This window comes from Paraburkholderia sp. BL27I4N3, assembly GCF_003386115.1.
Classification (GTDB): domain Bacteria; phylum Pseudomonadota; class Gammaproteobacteria; order Burkholderiales; family Burkholderiaceae; genus Paraburkholderia.
The window spans coordinates 6,433,236-6,451,503 of sequence record NZ_QREJ01000001.1; the positions used below are offsets into that span (position 1 = coordinate 6,433,236).

At 62.7% G+C, this 18,268-nt stretch carries 17 protein-coding genes; 8 read left to right on the plus strand and 9 right to left on the minus strand.

The window, feature by feature from the left end; translation table 11 throughout:
- Positions 1-27: 27 nt before the first annotated feature.
- The 7 genes from B0G71_RS29265 to B0G71_RS29295 form a co-directional block, all read right to left on the minus strand.
- Positions 28-417: a hypothetical protein gene (locus tag B0G71_RS29265; protein WP_116146155.1), complete on the minus strand. Its 390-nt coding sequence runs from the start codon at positions 415-417 to the stop codon at positions 28-30.
- Positions 418-419: 2 nt separating this feature from the next.
- A complete protein-coding gene (locus tag B0G71_RS29270; RefSeq protein WP_116146156.1) occupies positions 420-2,192 on the minus strand; it encodes a CHASE2 domain-containing protein in 1,773 nt (590 codons plus the stop codon).
- Between the two features lie 583 nt (positions 2,193-2,775).
- Complete coding sequence (locus B0G71_RS29275) at positions 2,776-3,879, minus strand: nucleoside hydrolase (RefSeq protein WP_116146158.1); 1,104 nt, start codon at positions 3,877-3,879, stop codon at positions 2,776-2,778.
- 121 nt (positions 3,880-4,000) lie between these two features.
- Complete coding sequence (gene rbsK / locus B0G71_RS29280; RefSeq protein ID WP_404935489.1) at positions 4,001-4,933, minus strand: ribokinase; 933 nt, start codon at positions 4,931-4,933, stop codon at positions 4,001-4,003.
- A 187-nt stretch (positions 4,934-5,120) separates the two neighbouring features.
- On the minus strand, positions 5,121-6,125 hold the full coding sequence (locus tag B0G71_RS29285) for an ABC transporter permease (RefSeq protein ID WP_116146161.1): 1,005 nt from the start codon (positions 6,123-6,125) through the stop codon (positions 5,121-5,123).
- Between the two features lie 2 nt (positions 6,126-6,127).
- Positions 6,128-7,741 carry a sugar ABC transporter ATP-binding protein gene (locus B0G71_RS29290; RefSeq protein WP_116146163.1) on the minus strand — a complete coding sequence of 538 codons (1,614 nt, stop codon included), beginning with the start codon at positions 7,739-7,741 and terminating at the stop codon, positions 6,128-6,130.
- A 73-nt stretch (positions 7,742-7,814) separates the two neighbouring features.
- On the minus strand, positions 7,815-8,780 hold the full coding sequence (locus tag B0G71_RS29295) for a sugar ABC transporter substrate-binding protein (RefSeq protein WP_116146164.1): 966 nt from the start codon (positions 8,778-8,780) through the stop codon (positions 7,815-7,817).
- Positions 8,781-8,971: 191 nt separating this feature from the next.
- Here B0G71_RS29295 and B0G71_RS29300 point away from each other — a divergent pair, with 191 nt between their 5' ends.
- The 7 genes from B0G71_RS29300 to B0G71_RS29330 all read left to right on the plus strand — a co-directional run bounded on the left by B0G71_RS29300 (position 8,972) and on the right by B0G71_RS29330 (position 14,726).
- On the plus strand, positions 8,972-9,844 hold the full coding sequence (locus B0G71_RS29300) for a LysR family transcriptional regulator (RefSeq protein WP_116148978.1): 873 nt from the start codon (positions 8,972-8,974) through the stop codon (positions 9,842-9,844).
- Positions 9,845-10,231: 387 nt separating this feature from the next.
- Positions 10,232-11,056: an oxaloacetate decarboxylase gene (locus B0G71_RS29305; protein ID WP_116146166.1), complete on the plus strand. Its 825-nt coding sequence runs from the start codon at positions 10,232-10,234 to the stop codon at positions 11,054-11,056.
- 178 nt (positions 11,057-11,234) lie between these two features.
- Positions 11,235-11,678: a hypothetical protein gene (locus tag B0G71_RS29310; RefSeq protein ID WP_116146168.1), complete on the plus strand. Its 444-nt coding sequence runs from the start codon at positions 11,235-11,237 to the stop codon at positions 11,676-11,678.
- Between the two features lie 77 nt (positions 11,679-11,755).
- On the plus strand, positions 11,756-12,139 hold the full coding sequence (locus tag B0G71_RS29315; protein WP_116148981.1) for a hypothetical protein: 384 nt from the start codon (positions 11,756-11,758) through the stop codon (positions 12,137-12,139).
- A gap of 198 nt (positions 12,140-12,337) precedes the next feature.
- A complete protein-coding gene (locus B0G71_RS29320; RefSeq protein WP_116146170.1) occupies positions 12,338-13,501 on the plus strand; it encodes a patatin-like phospholipase family protein in 1,164 nt (387 codons plus the stop codon).
- 219 nt (positions 13,502-13,720) lie between these two features.
- Positions 13,721-14,431, plus strand: a complete 711-nt coding sequence (locus B0G71_RS29325) for an SDR family NAD(P)-dependent oxidoreductase (protein ID WP_106278532.1) — start codon at positions 13,721-13,723, stop codon at positions 14,429-14,431.
- A gap of 58 nt (positions 14,432-14,489) precedes the next feature.
- On the plus strand, positions 14,490-14,726 hold the full coding sequence (locus tag B0G71_RS29330; protein WP_116146171.1) for a 4-oxalocrotonate tautomerase family protein: 237 nt from the start codon (positions 14,490-14,492) through the stop codon (positions 14,724-14,726).
- Positions 14,727-14,768: 42 nt separating this feature from the next.
- Here B0G71_RS29330 and B0G71_RS29335 read toward each other — a convergent pair whose 3' ends face one another.
- A complete protein-coding gene (locus tag B0G71_RS29335; protein ID WP_116146173.1) occupies positions 14,769-15,869 on the minus strand; it encodes a nitronate monooxygenase family protein in 1,101 nt (366 codons plus the stop codon).
- Positions 15,870-16,031: 162 nt separating this feature from the next.
- Between B0G71_RS29335 and B0G71_RS29340 the strand changes: the two genes are divergently transcribed.
- Entirely contained in the window at positions 16,032-16,943 is a 912-nt protein-coding gene (locus B0G71_RS29340) for a LysR family transcriptional regulator (protein ID WP_116146175.1), read from the plus strand.
- Positions 16,944-16,982: 39 nt separating this feature from the next.
- Here the strand turns inward: B0G71_RS29340 and B0G71_RS29345 are convergent, their stop codons facing one another.
- Positions 16,983-18,119 carry an FUSC family protein gene (locus B0G71_RS29345; protein ID WP_116146176.1) on the minus strand — a complete coding sequence of 379 codons (1,137 nt, stop codon included), beginning with the start codon at positions 18,117-18,119 and terminating at the stop codon, positions 16,983-16,985.
- Positions 18,120-18,268: the final 149 nt, after the last annotated feature.

The following is an 18,268-nucleotide window of genomic DNA, read 5'->3' on the forward strand; positions in this document are numbered from 1 at the left end:
AAAAGTATCGGCGTCCGGTGCGCATGATCAGTTACCACACCGGTTGGCTGCAGCGCCCAGCGTGCCGGCGGCCTGGACGCCAGCAGATTGGCTGCAGCGGGCCTGCACGTTGCGAACGATCTTCACAGCCATGCCGTCTGCCCAATATGTCGTCTGGCCGATTTTCACGGGATAGAAGCCCTTTTGGGACGCGCCCGCTATGGGAAGCGGTAGTGATTTGGCGTCTGCGTCCACCGAACTGCTCTTGGTGTCTGGCGCACTGTAAAGCTTCACCGCTGCGCCAGGTTTCAGCGCATCGACATAAGTCGGTGTTTGAGCAAAAACGTAGCCGCCTGCCGTCGCAGCGAACGCTACGACCGCCGTTGCAGCCAGCAAGGCGCGCTTGACCCGCTGCCGGGCATCTCGAACTTCTTGCATGATCACTTCTCCTTGCTGTCGGTGATCCAGTTGAACAGATGTTCGCTCCACTCGAGCGATTCGACTGCAATAGCGCAGGCGAGGATATGCGCCACGACGAGAAATGGAATATCCATCCAGGCGCCGAACAGGATCATCGCCACGCCGAACGACACGAGCACAGCTAGGCTGATCACAAACAATGCAATATTGAAACCGGCCGTGATCGACTTCGCGATCCACCAGTGCGGATGGAATCGCTTTCTCCAATGCGTGCGCTCGTGATGAAACTCCGCAAATACCTTCCTGACTTTCTTCTTGATGCTCACAATGATGAAGAACCCAATGAAACCGACGATGCCAAGAGTGAGAATCTTGCCCCACCGGCTGAGGGGCATTTTGAGTTTGAGCTCCCAAGCCTCGACCTTTTCCAGATCGTTGGGATAGCTCAAGAGATTGTCGAGCGCGGCGGCATGCAGAAACACGCCAGGAATACGGTCCTGAAGAGGGGAGAGCACGAGGTCATTGGAATAGGCGAACGACGTGCCAATCATCACGAAGCGGCCCCGGAACGCGTCGTTGAGTTCAGCGTCGCTGAGTTCCAGATCGTTCGGTGTCGCAACGTTCGGTCCGTCACCCATATGCTTTGGTAACTGGCTCGCGTGAATAGTCCGATAGTGCACGCAGAGCGGCCGGCTCAATGGACGTAAGAACGCACGTGCCTCCGCCCGCCACAAGAGTTTGATCTGACTCTCGTTCGAAGTGCAGTACATGTCCTCGTCGCCGTCCCTGGAATCCACTCGCGGCCAAATCCCGTGACGCTCTTCCCGCTCCCCGTCCATGGACTCGTGCCAATGCAAGCCGTATGCCGCCGTGTCGAGCGGCCATGTGACCGACATGAATGCAGCCTCGGTGCACGGCACATCAAGTGTTCCGTGGTACAACTCCTTGAAAATCGAGAAGGCGGCGCTCCGTGGACAGTCGCCTTCCGAAGTGCCGGGTTGCTCCGGCACACTGTGCGCGGTTTGCTCGGGGCTCGGTTTTTTTTTGCCAGGCCGTTCGTCCTTGGGATATACGAGTGGATAAGTCCATGCCAGCCGGTCGACCGAATGGGCAGAGAACTCAATGCCAACACGTTTTAGTTTCTTCAAGTCGTCATCGCTGTCGAGATCCGGGTTGGTGACGAGCGTGTTTTCGATCGTTCGCCGAGCAGCCAGAAACACCGGTACATTATTCTGCGATGTCAGGCGCATGAGCGCGTTTTTGAAGTGGTCGAAGTCGGACTCGTCCAATGTCCCGATCGGACCAGTATCAACGGTTTCATCGCGACATTCGGGTTCCTCTGGATCCTTGAGTTCCTTGGCTTTTTTGCGTTTCGCGGCATCCTGCCCCTTGGACTGGGAAAGAATCACGTCGATGAACACACCCTTCGGCGGAAACCTGTTGAGATATTGCAGAAGCCAGCTGTAAAAAGAATAATGAGCCGGCCAGCCTTCTTTGCAAGCACGGAGAACCTCGGCATCGATTACGAGTACCGTGATGCTCTTGCTGTACCAATCGACCCGGTTGTTATCGACCACTTTCGCTCGTGCGCGGTCAAACAGATAGCCTGAGAACGGCGCCGCATAGCGCGCCATCGTCTGCGCGCCCATTTCCTCGCCAAACCGTGTGGGCAGCAGAAAAGCAAGCACAATACCCAGCACTACCGACAGAGCAGCCCGGCCGAACAAATGCCAAAAGCCGCCGCCTTCGTGCTTCGCATCTTTATGCCCCTGTTCTTCCTTCTGCTTCGCCATTGTCCGGCCTGAAATGTCAGAGGAACGAAACAACAGAAAGGAGTCTAGAAAATCCTCTATCTTTACGTTAGCTTAATTTTCGTCGGGTAAACGCGAGGCGAAGCGTCCGGGGCGTGAACACCTTACGTATGAATAAAGTCGTTCGCGGACCGCAACCTGGATTTTTTCGTCTGGATGACTAAGATTCTGCCACTGCTTTTGTTCCGCGCTGGCAGGGTCAGCGCCGGCACATCGGCCGATAGTTAGTCATTCGCCGCCATTAGTCTCCTGCGCACCAACCCTGGTCGCAAACGATGTTCGGAGCAGGTACGACTGGCGGATAAAGACTATTCAGTGGCCACGCGTTTTCGCCAGATCGGCAATTGAGCTCGGCGCACTGTCTTTTGCGACCGGCGTGGCATCAAGCGAGCGCTGAAGAGAAAAATGGAATGGGCGGCGTCTCCCTACTGGGCGAGGGTGCGCTGAGTAGTCGGACGACCAGCCAGAAACTATGGCACGCCCCTTGGAAGAACTCGTCCATCAAGTCCGAACGGGGAGCGTGTGCCTCTGCAACGTTCCCGGCTCAGGACGCTTACCCATCACCTTACGGCAACGCAATCGGCACCGGCCTTGTCAACAGATCCACATAAAGACCAAAAAACCGGTTGTTATCAAACTCCGTGACATAAGTGATCTTCTGCGGTGAAGCCCCTGCCCCCGGCTGGTCCGGATATACCTTCACATGCCCCTGATCTTCACCGCTCGTCGTATCGATATCCAGATACGCACTCTTTGTTTGCGTTACGCAAGCAGGATCAAGGAAATACGCGATCGTCAACGTATCGAACAGATCGGTATTGCTAGCGAACGCCCCGGCATTGGCAATCCCGTACGCCCTCGTCACCGCGGTCTGCTTGCTCGGATTATTGACGATCTGGTCATACACGCTTTGTGTCAGCGGCACCGTATTCGTCACATCGAGCGGAATCACGGCCTGTGGAATCGACGTCTGCAATACCGTGCGCACAGCCAGCGGATCAAACCACCAGTTGAGTTCTCCCACGGCATTCGCATTGCCCGGCACCGCCATTGCGCCGCCCATGTAGACGATTCGCTTGATCAGCGGCACGATCTCCGGCGCCTTCATGATCGCCGTGGCAAGGTTAGTCGGCGGCCCGACCTCCAGAATAGTGACCTGGTTCGGATAGCGCTTGATGGTCTGAATCATGAAATCCGCCGCGCCCTGTGCCTGCAGTTTCGTCGACGCCGCGAACCCGTCCGGCGGCGCAACGAGTTGAGACTGCTGAGTCGGCTCGGGCCGGCTCCACGCGCCGAAGTAGCCGTTCGGATTGGCGGCCTGCTGCGCGCGAATACTCGCTACGTCGTATTGCAACGGATAACGGGCGCCGCCGTACACCCCCACGACGTTCTGCACGCCCATCCGTTCCACTGCCTTGAGCGCATCCGACTCTTCCTGCAGCAACCAGTCGTTGCCGGTAACGACGGTGAGTCCGAGCAGATTGACCTTGCCCTGCCCCATCAACTGCGTGGTCATGGCGAAAAGCTGGCCGTCGTCGCCCATCGTGTTGAAGTCTGAATCGATGATGACCTTCGGCGCATTGGCGAGAGGATCAGTGGTCGATATGCTGCCTCCACACGCAGCCACCCCTAGCGACATTATCAGCATGCCTACGTATTGTGATTTCATGTTCGTCCATTGGAGAGCGTGATTAACAAGGGAACACCATCGTGAGATGGTGCCGATAAATCAACGTCGAGCCATCAAAAGTGGCAATCCGGAGCGCCTCATGTCACAAACGGCATCCGTGTCAGGCCGCGCTGTCGACTTCCGCGCGTGTCGGTATCGAAGGCTGCGCACCCGCGCGCGTCACGGAGATCGACGCCGCGCGCTGCGCGAGGCTGATCGCGCTTTCCAGCGGCTGCCGTGAGGCGAGTTGCGCGGCAAAGACGCCGATAAAAGTGTCGCCGGCCGCCGTCGTATCGACCGCTTGCACCTGCGGCGCGGGGAAATGCATGCCCTCGCCGCCTTCCACCAGCAGATACGCCCCCTGCGCGCCGAGCGTGACGATCACATTGCGCGCCCCGCCCTGTTGCAACTCCGTCGCCGCGCGCCGCGCGCCGCTTTGCGATTCGACCGGCAGGCCGGCCAGGATGGCGGCTTCGACCTCGTTCGGCACGAGATAGTCGACTAGCGGCAGCCATTCCGCCGGCAACGGCCCCGTCGCCGGCGCCGGGTTCAGCACGGTGATCTTGCCGAGCCGGCGAGCGAGCGCGAGCGTTGCGTGAACAGAATCCCACGGCGTTTCCAGTTGGCACACCACGACATCGCAAGCCTTGACGGCAGCTTCATGGCGAGCGACGCTTTCCGGCGTGAGTTCGCCGTTGCTGCCGGCGACCACGACAATCGTGTTCTGCCCGTCATCGGACACCGTCACCATGGCGACACCGGTCGGCTGGCCCGGGTGGACCTCCACGCCACTGCAGTCGATCCCTTCCGTTTCCAGATCCTTGACGCGCTGCGCGCCGTTCGCGTCTTTGCCGACGCATCCGACCATGGCCACCTGCGCGCCGATGCGCGCGGCCGCAACCGCCTGGTTGCCGCCCTTGCCGCCGGCGACCTGCGAGAACTCATGTCCGCCAATCGTCTCGCCGGGGCGCGGCAAATGCGGTGCCCGCGCGACGAGATCCGTATTGATGCTGCCCACTACCAGCACCCGGCCTTGCTTCGTTTCTTTTGACACTTTCATTTTCTCCTGTCGACCAGAGTTAGTGCTTTAGCACTTACTCTGGTCCCATGCACAGCGGTCGACCAGAGTTAGCGCTTCAGCACTTACTCCGGTCCCATGCACAGCGGTCGACCAGAGTTAGCGCTTTAGCACTTACTCCGGTCCCATGCAAAGCTGCTGACCATCCACGGGACGTTCACAGTTACCCGGCACGACGACGCCGGCTTCGATAAGTATCCAGCACGACAGCCACGACAATCACAGCTCCCGTGATGATGCGCTTGGTCGGCTCGGTCGCGCCGATCTGCGCAAGGCCGGCAGCCAGCACGGAAATGATCAACACGCCGAAGAATGTGCTCGTCACCGAACCGCGCCCGCCCATCAAACTCGTTCCGCCGATCACCACCGCCGCGATCACCTGCAATTCAATACCCTGCCCGGCATTCGGATCCGCCGCCTCGAGCCGCGAAATCTGGAACAGCGAAGCGAGGCCGGCGAGCAGTCCCATCATCGCGAACACCGCGATCTTGTAAGGCCGCGGATTGACGCCCGCGAGCCGCACCGCTTCCTCGTTCGTGCCGATGCCGACCAGATAGCGTCCGAAGACGGTACGCGTCAACACGAACTGCGCGGCGACCATCACCACAATGGCGATGATGAAAGCCGGCGAGATGCCGAACGCCACCGGGTTGGAGAGGAAATCGAAGGCATCGCCGATATAAGCCGTGCGCGAGTTGGTCAACTGATACGCGAGACCACGCGCGGCCTCCAGCACGCCGAGCGACACGATGAACGACGGAATCCGCCACGCCACGGTGATCGCGCCGGTCACGCAGCCGGTCAGCGTCGCGCCCGCCATACCGAGCAAGGCCGCGGGCAGCGCCGGCCAATGCCACTGCAAGGCCGCGACGCTCGTAAGCGCCGCGCCGAGCGCCAGCACCGAGCCGACCGACAGATCGATACCGGCAATGATCAGCACGAACGTCATGCCGATCGACATCACGACGAGATCGGGAATCTGGTTGGCGATCGTGCTGAACGTGTCGTAGGTCAAAAAGTGCGAACTGAGCAGCGAGAACAGCACGATCATCCCGAGAAGCGCGCCGAGCAATCCAAGGTAGTTCGACACTCCGAGTCGCGTGCCAAGTGGCTTTGCGTTTTTGGGTGGTTCGTTCTGCAGCGTAGGCAGGCTGGTTTCCACGGTCATGCTCAATACTCCACTAATTTACTTTCGTCGGGCGCCTTCGCGTCGGGTTCGATCGGCTCGTGCAACATGTCATCGCGCGTGGCGTAGCCCGCGAATGCCGCCGCCAGCAGCGCGTCCTGAGTCCAGTTGCCGCGCTCGAACAGGCCCGTCATGCGTCCCGCCGACATCACCGCGATCCGGTCGCAAATCGCCATCAATTCGCGCAGGTCGCTCGATACCACCACCAGCGCCCGGCCTTCGCGAGCCAGCGCGCCCATCAATGCATAGATATCGAATTTCGCGCCGACGTCGATGCCGCGCGTCGGCTCATCGAACAGCAGCACCGTGCAATCGCGCGCGAGCCAGCGGCCGATCACCACCTTCTGCTGATTGCCGCCCGACAACTCGGACACAGGCTGCGACGGCCCGGAACTGCGAATGCGCATCGCGTCGATCTGCTGGTGCGCCAAAGCCGCTTCGCGACGGCCGTCCACCACGCCCTTGCTCGACACCGAACGCAAGTGGCCCAGCGAAATGTTGGCGGCAATCGGTTGGGTCAACAACAGACCCTCGCCTTTGCGATCTTCCGTGATCAGCGCGATGCCGTGTTTCACAGCGTCAGACGGCGAAGCGATCGCCACAGGCTCAAGCGCGCCGCCTTCGCGACCGATCGACACGGTGCCCGCGTCCGCGCGGTCCGCGCCATAGATGAGCCGCATCAACTCCGTGCGCCCGGCGCCGATCAGTCCGCTGATGCCAAAAATCTCGCCAGCCTTGACCTCGAAGGACACGTCGCGCACCACCGGCTCGCGCGTCATGCCGTTGACCTTGAAGGCCACCTCGCCGATGCGCCGCTCGCCGAGGTCGATCCGGTCGCCGATATCGCGGCCGACCATCAGGGTCACGAGACGGTCGGTGGTGAGATTGGCCATCTCGTCGACATGTACGAGCCGGCCGTCGCGCAACACGGCAGCGCGTCTCGCGATACGCTTCAATTCTTCCAACCGGTGCGAGATGTACACCAGCGCGACGCCGCGCGCCTTCAACCGCTCGACTTGCTCGAACAGCAGATCGACTTCGCGGGCGGTCAGCATCGCGGTGGGTTCGTCGAGAATCAGCACGCGGCAATCGCCGATCAGATTGCGCGCGATCTCGACCATCTGTTGATGCCCGATGCCGAGCGTGCCGACCAGCGTGTCGGGGTCGATCGCATCGAGGCCGACTTGCGCCATGGCATGCCGTGCATCCTCGCGCAGCTTGGCGCGGTCGATCCAGCCGAACATGCCGCGCCGCGGCAGACGGTTCAGAAAAAGGTTCTCGGCCACTGAGAGCGTGGGCAGCAGGTTCAGCTCCTGCATGACCATGCGCACGCCAAGCGCCTCGGCGTCCTTGCGGCTGGCCGGCGTATAGGCCGCGCCGCCGAGGGTCATCGAACCCGCGGTCGGCGTGACGAGGCCGCCGATAATCTTGGATAAGGTGCTCTTGCCCGCGCCGTTTTCGCCGGTCAGCGCCAGTACTCCGCCCGCGTGCAATTCGAGCGAAACATCGGCGAGCACGGGCTCGGCGTAGGTCTTGCCGATGCCGTGCACGCGCAGCACGGGGGCGGCGTCAGCAGGGGATGAAATTGGAGTGGACATCAGATTGATTCAGGCTGGACAGAAATCAGACGGCGTGGCCCCTTGACGGAGCGGGCCACACCTTGCACCCGTCTTACTTGGTGACCAGATCGACCGGCGTTTCGACGACGCCGGACAATTCAGACTGCTTCTTGTGTTCGGAAAGCGCCTTCAAAGCCGTGTCGATGCCGAACACTGCCTGCTTGGCGGCGTATTGATTAGCGGTGGCGAGCACGCGGCCGTCCTTGAGCATCGGCTTGATCGCGTTAATGTCGTCGTAACCGACGATCTGCACCTTGCCTGTCTTGCCGGCCGCGCGCACGGCCGACACGGCGCCGATTGCCATGTTGTCGTTGCCGCACAGCAAGGCCTTGACGTCCGGATTCGCATTGAGGATCTGGCTCGCGACGGCGTTGCCCTTGTCGATTTCCCACTCACCCGATTGCAGCGCGACGACCTTCATGCCGCCCGATTGCATGGCCTGCTTGAAGCCGGCCGTACGTTGCTGCGCGTTGGTTGTGGTCGTGACACCTTCGATAATGCCGACGTTGTCGCCCGCCTTCAGGTGCTTGGCGAGGTAGTCGCCGACCTTCTGTGCGCCCTTCGCGTTATCCGGTCCGACGAACGGGATGTTCAGGTCTTTCGACTTGAGCACGTCGTTGTCCAGCTTGTTGTCGATATTGACCACGATGATGCCGGCATCGACCGCTTTCTTCAGCACCGGCACCAGCGCCTTGGAGTCAGCCGGCGCGATCACCAGCGCGTCGACCTTCGAAACGATCATCTGTTCGACGATGCGGATCTGGTTCGCGGTGTCAGTCTCGTCCTTGATGCCGTTGGTGACGAGGTCGAACTTCGCCGGATTCTGCTTCTGATAATCCTTGGCGCCCGTTTCCATGGTCAGGAAGAACTCGTTGGCGAGCGACTTCATCACCAGCGCGACTTTCGGTTTATGGGCGGCCTGGGCGAAGGCTGCCGGCATCGGCAAAATCGACACAGCGAGGAAAGCTGCGCCGGCTGCGATGGCGCGACGGCGCGCCGGTAGGAAATGGCGAATCATTGATGTCTCCGTATCGCTCGTTCGGTCTACTGAGAGCCGTTGAGTCGTGTGATAGGTAGGAACGCCGCACTTGCCGCCACTGGCTGATCCATCAGGGTCGTCCCGTATGCTGGGCAAGTGTGGCCAGCTCCAATGCTATCCTCGCGAACTGCGTTATGCTATGTCAAATTTCAAAACTGATCGTTTCAAAAATGGAACACGTGGATTGGGACGACTTGCGCATTCTGGTGGCGATCGCCCGTGAAGGCACCATGCGCTCGGCCGCCGCGGCGTGCGACCTGAGCGCGCCGACCCTGTCGCGCCGCCTGACCGAGCTTGAGCGGCGGCTGGGCGAACCGTTGATCGACCGCGTGCCGTCGGGCTGTACCGTGACGGCATTCGGCGCCAAGGTGCTGGCTTGGGCGGAGCAGATGGAGGACCTGGCGCACCAGATCGAACGCGCCGCGGACGTGAACGGCGGCGCGCCCGCGCATGGCACCGTGCGGATCAACGCCGTCGAATGGCCGTCGTACATTCTGCTGAAGCTGCTCGGCTCGTTTCAGGACCGGCTGCCCGGACTCGCGATCGAAGTCCTGACTTCGCGGCGTCCTTATAGCCTTGCGCGGCGCGAGGCGGACATCGCTTTGTGGTCCGAGTGCCCCGAAGAGGGTGATCTCTATGTTCGCCGGATCGGCAGGATCCGCTTCGGGCTGTTCGGCTCGCGCGACTACTATCTGCGCCACAAGGCCGCGATCGTGAAGAAGGAGTGGGAGAAGCTGTCGTTCGTCGGCTACGACGACCGTCAGCCCGATCACCCGGCGACGCAATGGCTGAAGGCGCTGCCCGGCGCTCCGGCGCCGTCGCTGCGCAGCAGCTACGGCATGGGTGTGTTCGACGGTGTGCTGGGGGGCTCAGGACTCGGCATACTCGCCCAGCTAGCCGGCGACACGACGAGCGATCTCGTCTGCGTGGAGAAGCACATCAAGGCGCTCGATCAGGACGTGTGGATGGTGCTGCATCCGGCGCTGCGCGACAGTGAGCGCATCCGGACCGTGGCGAACCTGATTGCCGAGATTTTCCGCTGACGCCGCCTGACGAACGAACGCCAACGTATCGGCCGGTTACGGCTAACCTGCGCGAAACTGAGCGCGATCGTGCCTCATGGTACTGCGACGCCGGCTGCTGCAACAGGAATCGGGGAAGTCACGGAGTTGCCTCACCGTTGCGTGTCGAAAGGCGCGCTCCGGAGCGGCGAGCGGAGAAGCCCATCCGAACCTGCGTATGTCGCACACAGCAACAACGATTTCGCGGATGATGGAACCCGCCGCAACCAGCATCCATCGCATGCACAACGTCCATCACGCCGGCGATCCGCGCCCGGCGGACACCGAAACCGACTTCCCGGTCGTGGACCTCGAGGTCGCATAACCAGCACGGGCAGCTCAGGCTCGTCCGTTTTCAGGAGATACGCCATGTCCCGCACCGTCGCCGAGAAGCGCGCCGCGTTCAGAGCCTTGCATACGTCCGGTTGTTTCGTGCTGCCCAATCCGTGGGATGCCGGCAGCGCGCGCTATCTGCATTCGCTCGGCTTCCAGGCGCTGGCCACGACCAGTTCCGGCTTTGCCTGGTCCACCGGACACGCCGACAACAGCTTGCCGCGCGACGCGATCCTCGCGCATCTGCGTAAGATCGTCGAAGCGACCGACCTGCCCGTCAACGCGGACTTCGAGAACGGCTTCGGCAGCACGCCGAACGAGGTCGCGGAAAGTGTCAGGCTCGCCATCGAAACCGGCGTGGCCGGCCTGTCGATCGAAGACTCCACGGGCGACGCCGCCGCGCCGCTTTTCTCCATCGAAGTCGCCGTCGAACGGATCAGCGCCGCGCGCCGCACCATCGACGAAAACGGCGGCGATACGCTGCTGGTCGGCCGCGCGGAGAACTTCTTCGCCGGCTCGCCCGATCTCGACGACGCGATTGCGCGACTCAAGGCCTATTCGGAGGCCGGCGCCGACTGTCTGTACGCGCCGGGCATTCAGACGCGCGAACAGATCGAGGCGGTGGTCGCCGCCGTGGCGCCGAAGCCCGTCAATCTGCTGATCGGCTCGACGTCGGCGTTCACGCTGCAGGACGTGGCCGCGCTCGGCGTGCGGCGCATCAGCGTCGGCGGAGCGCTGGCTCGCGCGGCGTGGGGCGGTTTCATGCAAGCCGCGCAGTCGCTCGCTCAAGGCCGCTTCGACGGCTTCGCCGGCGCGGCGCCGGGCTCGCAACTCAACGAACTGTTTGAGAACCGCAGGTGAGTTGAGGTGTCGTGAGGTGGCGAAAAGGGCATGCGGGCGATCGACAACGCCGCAGTGCGCATCGAGCTGCGACGCCGTCATCGTTCGCTGACGAACGTACGCAGTTCGCGTAGCCATGAGAGACTGATGTCTAGCGTGCGTTGAGTCTGCCGACGCCCGCAGCTCGGGCATGTCAGCTATGGAACTTCGTCCTTTCAGAGTGCTTGCCGCACTCCTCGTCTCAAGCGTCGGCTTCTGCCCGGCGGCATCGCACGCCTACGCGCTCGACGCACAATTCGACTGCCAGGCGCGTCCTCACGCGTTCATTACGGAACTCATCGACGACAAGTACATCGAGTCTAATCCCATGCGGGTCGACAAGAACTCCGTCAACGCGTTTCGTCCCGTGCACGGCAGCGACATGACCGCGTTTGGCTTTCGCGTGTACGCCGTGCTCGGCTATGAGCCGGACGACGGGATGTTCAAGAAAGGCCGCGGCCAGGCGCTCGCGGGCCCGTTATACGGCGTCGTGTTGTCCGCGCCGAGCGAGTCGGTCGAAACGCGCGTGCGCGCGGCCGGAAGCACCGCCAAGGTGCACTCGGTCATTCCATTGCTGCTGACCGCGGTAATTTGCACCAATTGACTGTAGACAGGCGGCCGAGCGCTGTGGTGCTATGCTTTTCGCTCCTCATCGCCCACGCCGCCAAGGTCTTCACGCCGATGCCTTCGTCCGTCCGCAACTCGCTCATCTGGGTCTTCGACGCGTTCGAGCGCGATCCGACTTACATCAGCAAGCGGATGTTTGGCAGCGACGCCGCTTATATCGATGGGCTTTTGTGCCTGATTGCCGCGGATCGCGACAAGCCGTGGAATGGCCTGCTGGTGTGCACGTCGCACGAGCGTCACGCCGCGCTCATTGATGAGATGCCGACTTTGCGGCCGCATCCGGTGCTCGGCAAATGGCTCTACATAACGCAGGACGATCCTGCATTCGAAACCGTCGCTGAACAATTGACGGCGCTGGTGCTCGCCCGCGATTCACGTATAGGCGTCGAGCCGAAGCCGCGTGCACGCGGCAAGAAATCCAAGCTGCCGAAAGCGTAGCGCGTCGCATCGTTCGATTGAACGGCTCACACGCGCGGCCGCGACGGCGAGATTCTTGTTCTGGTCGAGCGCCCGTTGGATCAGGCCATCGAGCACTCACTGGATCATGGAACTGGCTCCGCCATTGCACGGCGCCCTGATCGACCACTTCAGTGGCAGAATCAGCGGCACCGCAGCATGTGTTCGGGAGACTTCGTCATGGGCAACGAAACGCACGTCGAACATCAGACCGGCGCAACCAGCGGATCGGACACCGCACCGGACATTCCCGGCCAGATCGTGCTGGTCTTTCAGGGCGGCGGCGCCCTCGGCGCTTACCAGGCGGGCGTGTACCAAGCCCTTCATGACGGCAAAGTCGAGCCTCACTGGGTTATCGGCACTTCGATCGGCGCGATAAACGGCGCGATCATCGCCGGCAATCTGCCTGAGAATCGCATGGCGCGCTTGACTCAGTTCTGGAACGGCGTGGCACGTCAGGGCATCGGAGCGGCGGACTGGCTGCCGGGACTCGCGAACTGGCTGCGTGATTTCACCACGGTCACTCAAGGCGTGCCGTCGTTTTTCACGCCACGGCTGCAGTCGTGGGCGGGCCTTCAGACACGCGTTCGCTCCGATCAGGCCGCGTTCTATTCGACCGGGCCGCTGCGCGAAACCCTGGCTTCGCTAGTCGACTTCGACTACCTGAACCAGAAGAGGACGCGGCTGACCGTCGGCACGGTCAATGTCCGCAGTGGACGCATGCGCTACTTTACGAATCGCGATGCGCTGCTGGACGTCGAACACGTGATGGCCTCCGCCGCTTTTCCGCCCGGCTTCCCGGCGGTGCAACTGGAAGGCGAATCGTACTGGGACGGCGGCATCTATTCGAATACGCCGCTCGAAGCCGTGCTCGATGACCGGCCGCGGCGCGACTCGGTGATTTTTTCGGTGCAGTTGTGGCCTTCGAGCGGTCCGGAACCGGAGTCGATCTTGCAGGTCATGAGCCGGCAACGCGACATTCAGTATTCGAGCCGCGCGGAGAGTCATCTCGATCGGCAGAAGCAGATTCACCGCTTGCGTCACGTGATCCGCGAGCTCGGCCAGCATCTGCCTGAAGAGACACGGAATGATCCGGAGGTGCGCGATCTGCTCGGCTGGGGCTGCGGTACGACGATGCGCGTGCTGGAACTCGACGCACCGGCATTCGATAACGACGACCTGAACAGGGACATCGATTTCTCTTCGGCCGGCATCGAACGGCGCTGGCTCGCGGGTTACGAAGACACGGTCCGCATGCTGAAGCGCGCGCCATGGCGGGAAGCACTGGATCCGATGGAAGGCCTCTCGGTCTTTCGCATGGCATCGGCGGAAAGCCGGCAATAAATCGCGTCAGCGCCGCAAGCAGCGACTCGCGACCTCGGGCGCGGCGTAGGCCGTGCGCGCCTGCTCACTCACCGCAAATCCTATTTGTACCTGGCACGCAAGACTGTTTGTCCATGGCGGGTATTCGAGATCGGCGCCGATGCGCCTAGATTTCATACCTATCGGAGCCACTGGCCCGATCAGCATTTGATCCCAAGTTACTTATCCGGAGATTCAGCCATGAGCACATCACAAAAAGTCGTTGTCGTCACGGGCGCATCGCAAGGCATCGGCGCCGAACTGGTCAACGCGTTTCGCAAGCTCGACTACCGCGTGGTCGCAACCGCACGTTCGGTCAAGCCCTCGGAAGATCCGAACGTCCTGACCGTGGCAGGCGATATAGGCGACCCGGCCACCGCGCAGCGCGTGATCCGTGAAGCCATCGCCCGTTTTGGCCGCATCGACACGCTCGTCAATAACGCCGGCATCTTCGTTGCCAAGCCCTTCACCAGCTATACGGCCGAAGACTACGCAAAGGTCACTGCGGTGAACCTCAACGGCTTCTTCTTCATCACGCAGCTTGCCATCGCGGAGATGGAAAAGAACGGCAGCGGCCACGTAGTCAGCATTTCGACGAGTCTCGTCGACCACGCCATCGACGGCGTGCCGTCGGTGCTGGCCTCGTTGACCAAAGGCGGCCTGAACGCGGCCACCAAGTCCCTCGCCATCGAATACGCGAAGAAGGGCATCCGCGCGAACGCCGTGTCGCCGGGCATCATCAAATCGCCGATGCATGCGGAAGAAACTCATGCGGCGCTCGGCGCACTGCATCCTGTCGGACATATGGGCGAAATGAGCGATATCGTGAACGCTGTCCTGTTCCTGGACTCGGCGCCGTTCGTGACCGGCGAAATCCTGCACGTCGACGGCGGCCAGAGCGCAGGCCACTGATCGCCAGGGCGCCGCCAACCGGCGCCCTCCGCGTCAACCGAGGATTACGGAGAACGCCATGCCTATCGTCACAATTCAGGTGACCCGCGAAGGTTCCAGACCCGGCAACGATGCCGTCACGGCCGACGAAAAAGCCAGGCTGATCGCAGGCGTCAGTCAGGTGCTGCTGGACGTGCTGAACAAGCCGCTCGCGGCGACCTTCGTGGTCATCGAGGAAGTGGACACCGAGAACTGGGGCTGGGGCGGCTTGCCGGTCGAGGCCTATCGCAAGCAGCTCGCCCAGAAGCCAGGTTGAGCGTCGGAACGGGGTCGCTCAACCCGTTGAGCCATCTGGTTTTCAGTTCGCGAACTGCCGCAGTTGCTCGATGCTCTGCTTCAGTTCGCGCTCCAGTTGGGCCATCAGTTCCGCTGCTGGCAACGACCTTGCCAACGCCGCGGCCTGGCCTGCCCAGTGCGCGCCGTAGCCAAACTCCCCTTGCGCCTTCGCTGCCGCATTCAACGCCTTGCCGGCATCGTAGGCGATCGGATAGGCGGGCGGACTGGGTGAACGCGCGTCGGCGCCGAGCGCCGTGAAGCTGTTCGCCATGCTTCTCGCCAGCCGCCCGGAGATCGCCGCCGTGAAAGTCGTACGGCGAGCCGCCTCGCCGAGCAATGCGCGACGATAACCCTCGTCGATCGACGTTTCCGGACACGCCACGAAGGCCGTGCCAAGCTGCGCGGCCTGAGCGCCGAGCGCGAGCGCCGCCGCAATGCCGGCGCCGTCCATGATGCCGCCGGCGGCGATCACCGGCAGCCGGCATTCCCTGACCAGCAAACGCGTCAGGGCGAACGTGCCCAACCGGTCGTCGAATGCATCCGGGTCGAAGACACCGCGGTGCCCGCCGGCCTCGACACCTTGCGCCACGATCGCATCCACACCCGCCGCTTCAACCTGCGCCGCCTCTTCCAGATTGGTCGCACTGGCGAGCAGCGTGATGCCCGCCTGCTTCAACTCGGCGATGACATCGGCGGGCGGCAAGCCGAAGTGAAAACTGACGATCGCCGGCTTCTCCTCCAGAAAAACCGCCAGCATGGCGGGGTCCGCAAGGAAGCTCGTGTAGATCTCCGACAGCTTCGCCGGTGGCGTCGCTCCGTACTTTTCGAAATGCGGCGCAAGCCAGCGCAACCATTGCTGCTCGAGCGCCGCGTCCGCTTGCGCAGGCTGATGGCAGAACACGTTGATGTTGAACGGCTTGCCCGTCAGTGCGCGCGTCTCCCTGATCACCTTGCGCGCGCCGTCGGCGTTCATCGCTCCGACGCCTAACGAGCCCAGGCCGCCTGCGTTGCAAACGGCCGCGGCCAGTGCGGGCGTGCTGACACCCGCCATAGGCGCCTGAACGATCGGCTTGTCGATGCCCAGCAAGGGCAGCAAGGCACGCTTGCCTGTCTGATTGGTCATGTCGCTTCCTCATCGAGTCTCACTACAATATAGTCCTGATATTCCGTACGAACCCCTGTTCCGCGCCGAACGCGGCAGAGCCGCTGCGTTCGCATTGCGGCCGTTCCATGCGGCGTTCCGCCTCGCACCAGACCGCGCCATCAGGCACTTCGCCGAGAGACCATGCAGCGCCAATTTGAAGATGTGCTTCTGGGCAGTATCGAACTGTTCTGCCTGGCGGCCGAACTGGAGAGTTTCACCGAGGCCGCGAACGCCGCGAGCGTCACACCGGCCGCCGTCAGCCGTACTGTCGCGCGTCTGGAGGAGCGCCTCGGCGTGCGACTGTTCGTGCGGACCACCCGGCAGATCCGGCTCACCGATGCGGGACGACGGTACTTCGAACAATGTCGTCTGGCGCTGGCCCAGCTCGCCGAAGCCGAGCGTGAAGCGACCGGACAGCAAACCGCGCCGACCGGCGTGCTGCGCATCAGCATGCCGACGCCGTATGGACACTACCGCGTGCTGCCCTTGCTGGCCGAGTTTCGCCGACGCTATCCGGGCGTCACCGTCGAAACGCATCTCAGCAATCGCAACATCGACTTCGGCGAGGAAGGCTTCGACCTGGCCATTCGCGGCGCGGCGCCCGGAGACTCCGGGCTGATTGCGCGCACGATCGAGGACGCCGAACTGGTGGTCGTCGCCTCGCCGGCCTATCTGCGTGGCGCCGCCAAACTGAAAACGCCGGACGACCTGGTCAATCACGACTGTGTCCAATACGCGTTGCCGAGCACCGGCCGCAATCTCCCGTGGCTGTTCAAATACGAAAACGAGGTTGTCGAGACGATGACGAGCGGCGGATACACGTCGTCGGGCGACGTGCTTGCCGGGGCCACGCTCGCGCGTCACGGGGCGGGCATTTTTCAAACCTATCGGTTTATCGTCGAGAAAGACCTCGCGGCGGGAACGCTCAAGGAACTGCTCATTCCCTATGGCGGCTGTTCGCGGCCGTTCGTGCTGCTTTATCCGCATGCGCGGCACCTGTCGTCGCGCGTGCGCAGTTTCGTCGACTTCCTGATGGAAAAGCTGGGATCGTAGGCGCACGGATCATCGCGCGACGCTCCCCTCGACAACCCGTCACACGCGCAGCGGAAAGATGAACTTCGCCGCCAGCAGGCCGACCACTCCGCCGAGCAGCGTCTCCCACGCGCGCGCGCCAAGAAACGAAATGGAGTGCACGCCGCCAATCGCCAGTGTCACGATCAAGGTGAAGGCGAACGCCCCGCAAGCGACGTCATAGCGCTCGGGCAACGCCATCGCGTAGACGATCATGGCGGCCGCGACGGCGGCCCAGGCGAGCAGCGGCACATGCTCGACGAGCGGCAGGCAGGCCAGCCCCAGCGGAACGCCGACCAGGGTGCCGATGATCCGTCGGCGCACCCGCTGCGCCGTGCCACTCGCCGAACCCGCCACCACGTAGGTGCTTGCCGTGATGGCCCAGGCGGACTCCTTGAGTCCGATCGTCTCGTTCAAAAGGACCACGGCCAGCGCGCCGCTCGCCGCCTGCAGGCCCATGATGAGTTCGGCCGACACTTTCCACCGATCCGGCACGTTGACGGCCGAAAGCACCGTCATGGCCGGACGTTCCGCCGGACCGCTGAGCAGACGCGGGACAATGGACGCGAGCATGGCGATCAGCCCCGCCACCACGACGGCCGGCATGTCGACAGGCATCAGATGGACGTTGTAGGCCAGCAATTGGCCGATGAATATTTGCGAGCCCATTCCCGCGCCCAGAATGCCGAAGCGTTTGAGGTAGCCGACGAGAAACGCGCCCGTGACGAGCGTCAGCTCGGGGCCGGCCGCGCCGATGGTCTGCAGGAGTGGAGCGAACGCGATGAACATGGCCGCGCCGAGCACGGCGGCGGCGCACAGGAAGGCCAGGTCGCGGCTGGACTCGGGCCGGGAAACGCGCGCCTCCGAGACGCTGGCCCACAGCGCGAAGTTGCCGGCCAGCGAACCGACCAGCGTCGCACCGGGCAAACCGTGGGTGACATCCTGCAACGTTCCGAGCGCCGCGGCGATTCCGTACGCGGTGACGAGCCGCAGTCCCTTGATCCGGCGATGCGTGCCGGGATCGAACTGATCCAGCCATGTCGTCGCGAGGCTGAGGACGCCGCGCCGACGCTCGCCCGCGGGTTCGCCTCGAACGCCATCGCTCGCCGCGCGGCTTTGCGCATCGGCGCCGACTCGCTTGTCGTCCTCCGGGATCATCTTTCGCTTTACGGCGTGGTGCGCGTGGGATTTGAGCTACCTCGTAGTCTAGTCGATCGGAACGCCCGGACCGCTCGGAAATCGTTGTCAGCGGCTGTGCCGCCAGCCAAGTCAGTCAAGCGCACGCCTAGGCCGGCAGCCGCCCGTCG

Excerpts from the sequence above, each read along its gene's own strand:
- B0G71_RS29265 (WP_116146155.1), bottom strand. The coding sequence starts at position 417 with ATGCAAGAAGTTCGAGATGCCCGGCAGCGGGTCAAGCGCGCCTTGCTG.
- B0G71_RS29270 (WP_116146156.1), bottom strand. The coding sequence starts at position 2,192 with ATGGCGAAGCAGAAGGAAGAACAGGGGCATAAAGATGCGAAGCACGAA.
- B0G71_RS29275 (WP_116146158.1), bottom strand. The coding sequence starts at position 3,879 with ATGAAATCACAATACGTAGGCATGCTGATAATGTCGCTAGGGGTGGCT.
- B0G71_RS29285 (WP_116146161.1), bottom strand. The coding sequence starts at position 6,125 with ATGACCGTGGAAACCAGCCTGCCTACGCTGCAGAACGAACCACCCAAA.
- B0G71_RS29290 (WP_116146163.1), bottom strand. The coding sequence starts at position 7,741 with ATGTCCACTCCAATTTCATCCCCTGCTGACGCCGCCCCCGTGCTGCGC.
- B0G71_RS29295 (WP_116146164.1), bottom strand. The coding sequence starts at position 8,780 with ATGATTCGCCATTTCCTACCGGCGCGCCGTCGCGCCATCGCAGCCGGC.
- B0G71_RS29300 (WP_116148978.1), top strand. The coding sequence starts at position 8,972 with ATGGAACACGTGGATTGGGACGACTTGCGCATTCTGGTGGCGATCGCC.
- B0G71_RS29305 (WP_116146166.1), top strand. The coding sequence starts at position 10,232 with ATGTCCCGCACCGTCGCCGAGAAGCGCGCCGCGTTCAGAGCCTTGCAT.
- B0G71_RS29310 (WP_116146168.1), top strand. The coding sequence starts at position 11,235 with ATGGAACTTCGTCCTTTCAGAGTGCTTGCCGCACTCCTCGTCTCAAGC.
- B0G71_RS29315 (WP_116148981.1), top strand. The coding sequence starts at position 11,756 with ATGCCTTCGTCCGTCCGCAACTCGCTCATCTGGGTCTTCGACGCGTTC.
- B0G71_RS29320 (WP_116146170.1), top strand. The coding sequence starts at position 12,338 with ATGGGCAACGAAACGCACGTCGAACATCAGACCGGCGCAACCAGCGGA.
- B0G71_RS29325 (WP_106278532.1), top strand. The coding sequence starts at position 13,721 with ATGAGCACATCACAAAAAGTCGTTGTCGTCACGGGCGCATCGCAAGGC.
- B0G71_RS29330 (WP_116146171.1), top strand. The coding sequence starts at position 14,490 with ATGCCTATCGTCACAATTCAGGTGACCCGCGAAGGTTCCAGACCCGGC.
- B0G71_RS29335 (WP_116146173.1), bottom strand. The coding sequence starts at position 15,869 with ATGACCAATCAGACAGGCAAGCGTGCCTTGCTGCCCTTGCTGGGCATC.
- B0G71_RS29340 (WP_116146175.1), top strand. The coding sequence starts at position 16,032 with ATGCAGCGCCAATTTGAAGATGTGCTTCTGGGCAGTATCGAACTGTTC.
- B0G71_RS29345 (WP_116146176.1), bottom strand. The coding sequence starts at position 18,119 with ATGATCCCGGAGGACGACAAGCGAGTCGGCGCCGATGCGCAAAGCCGC.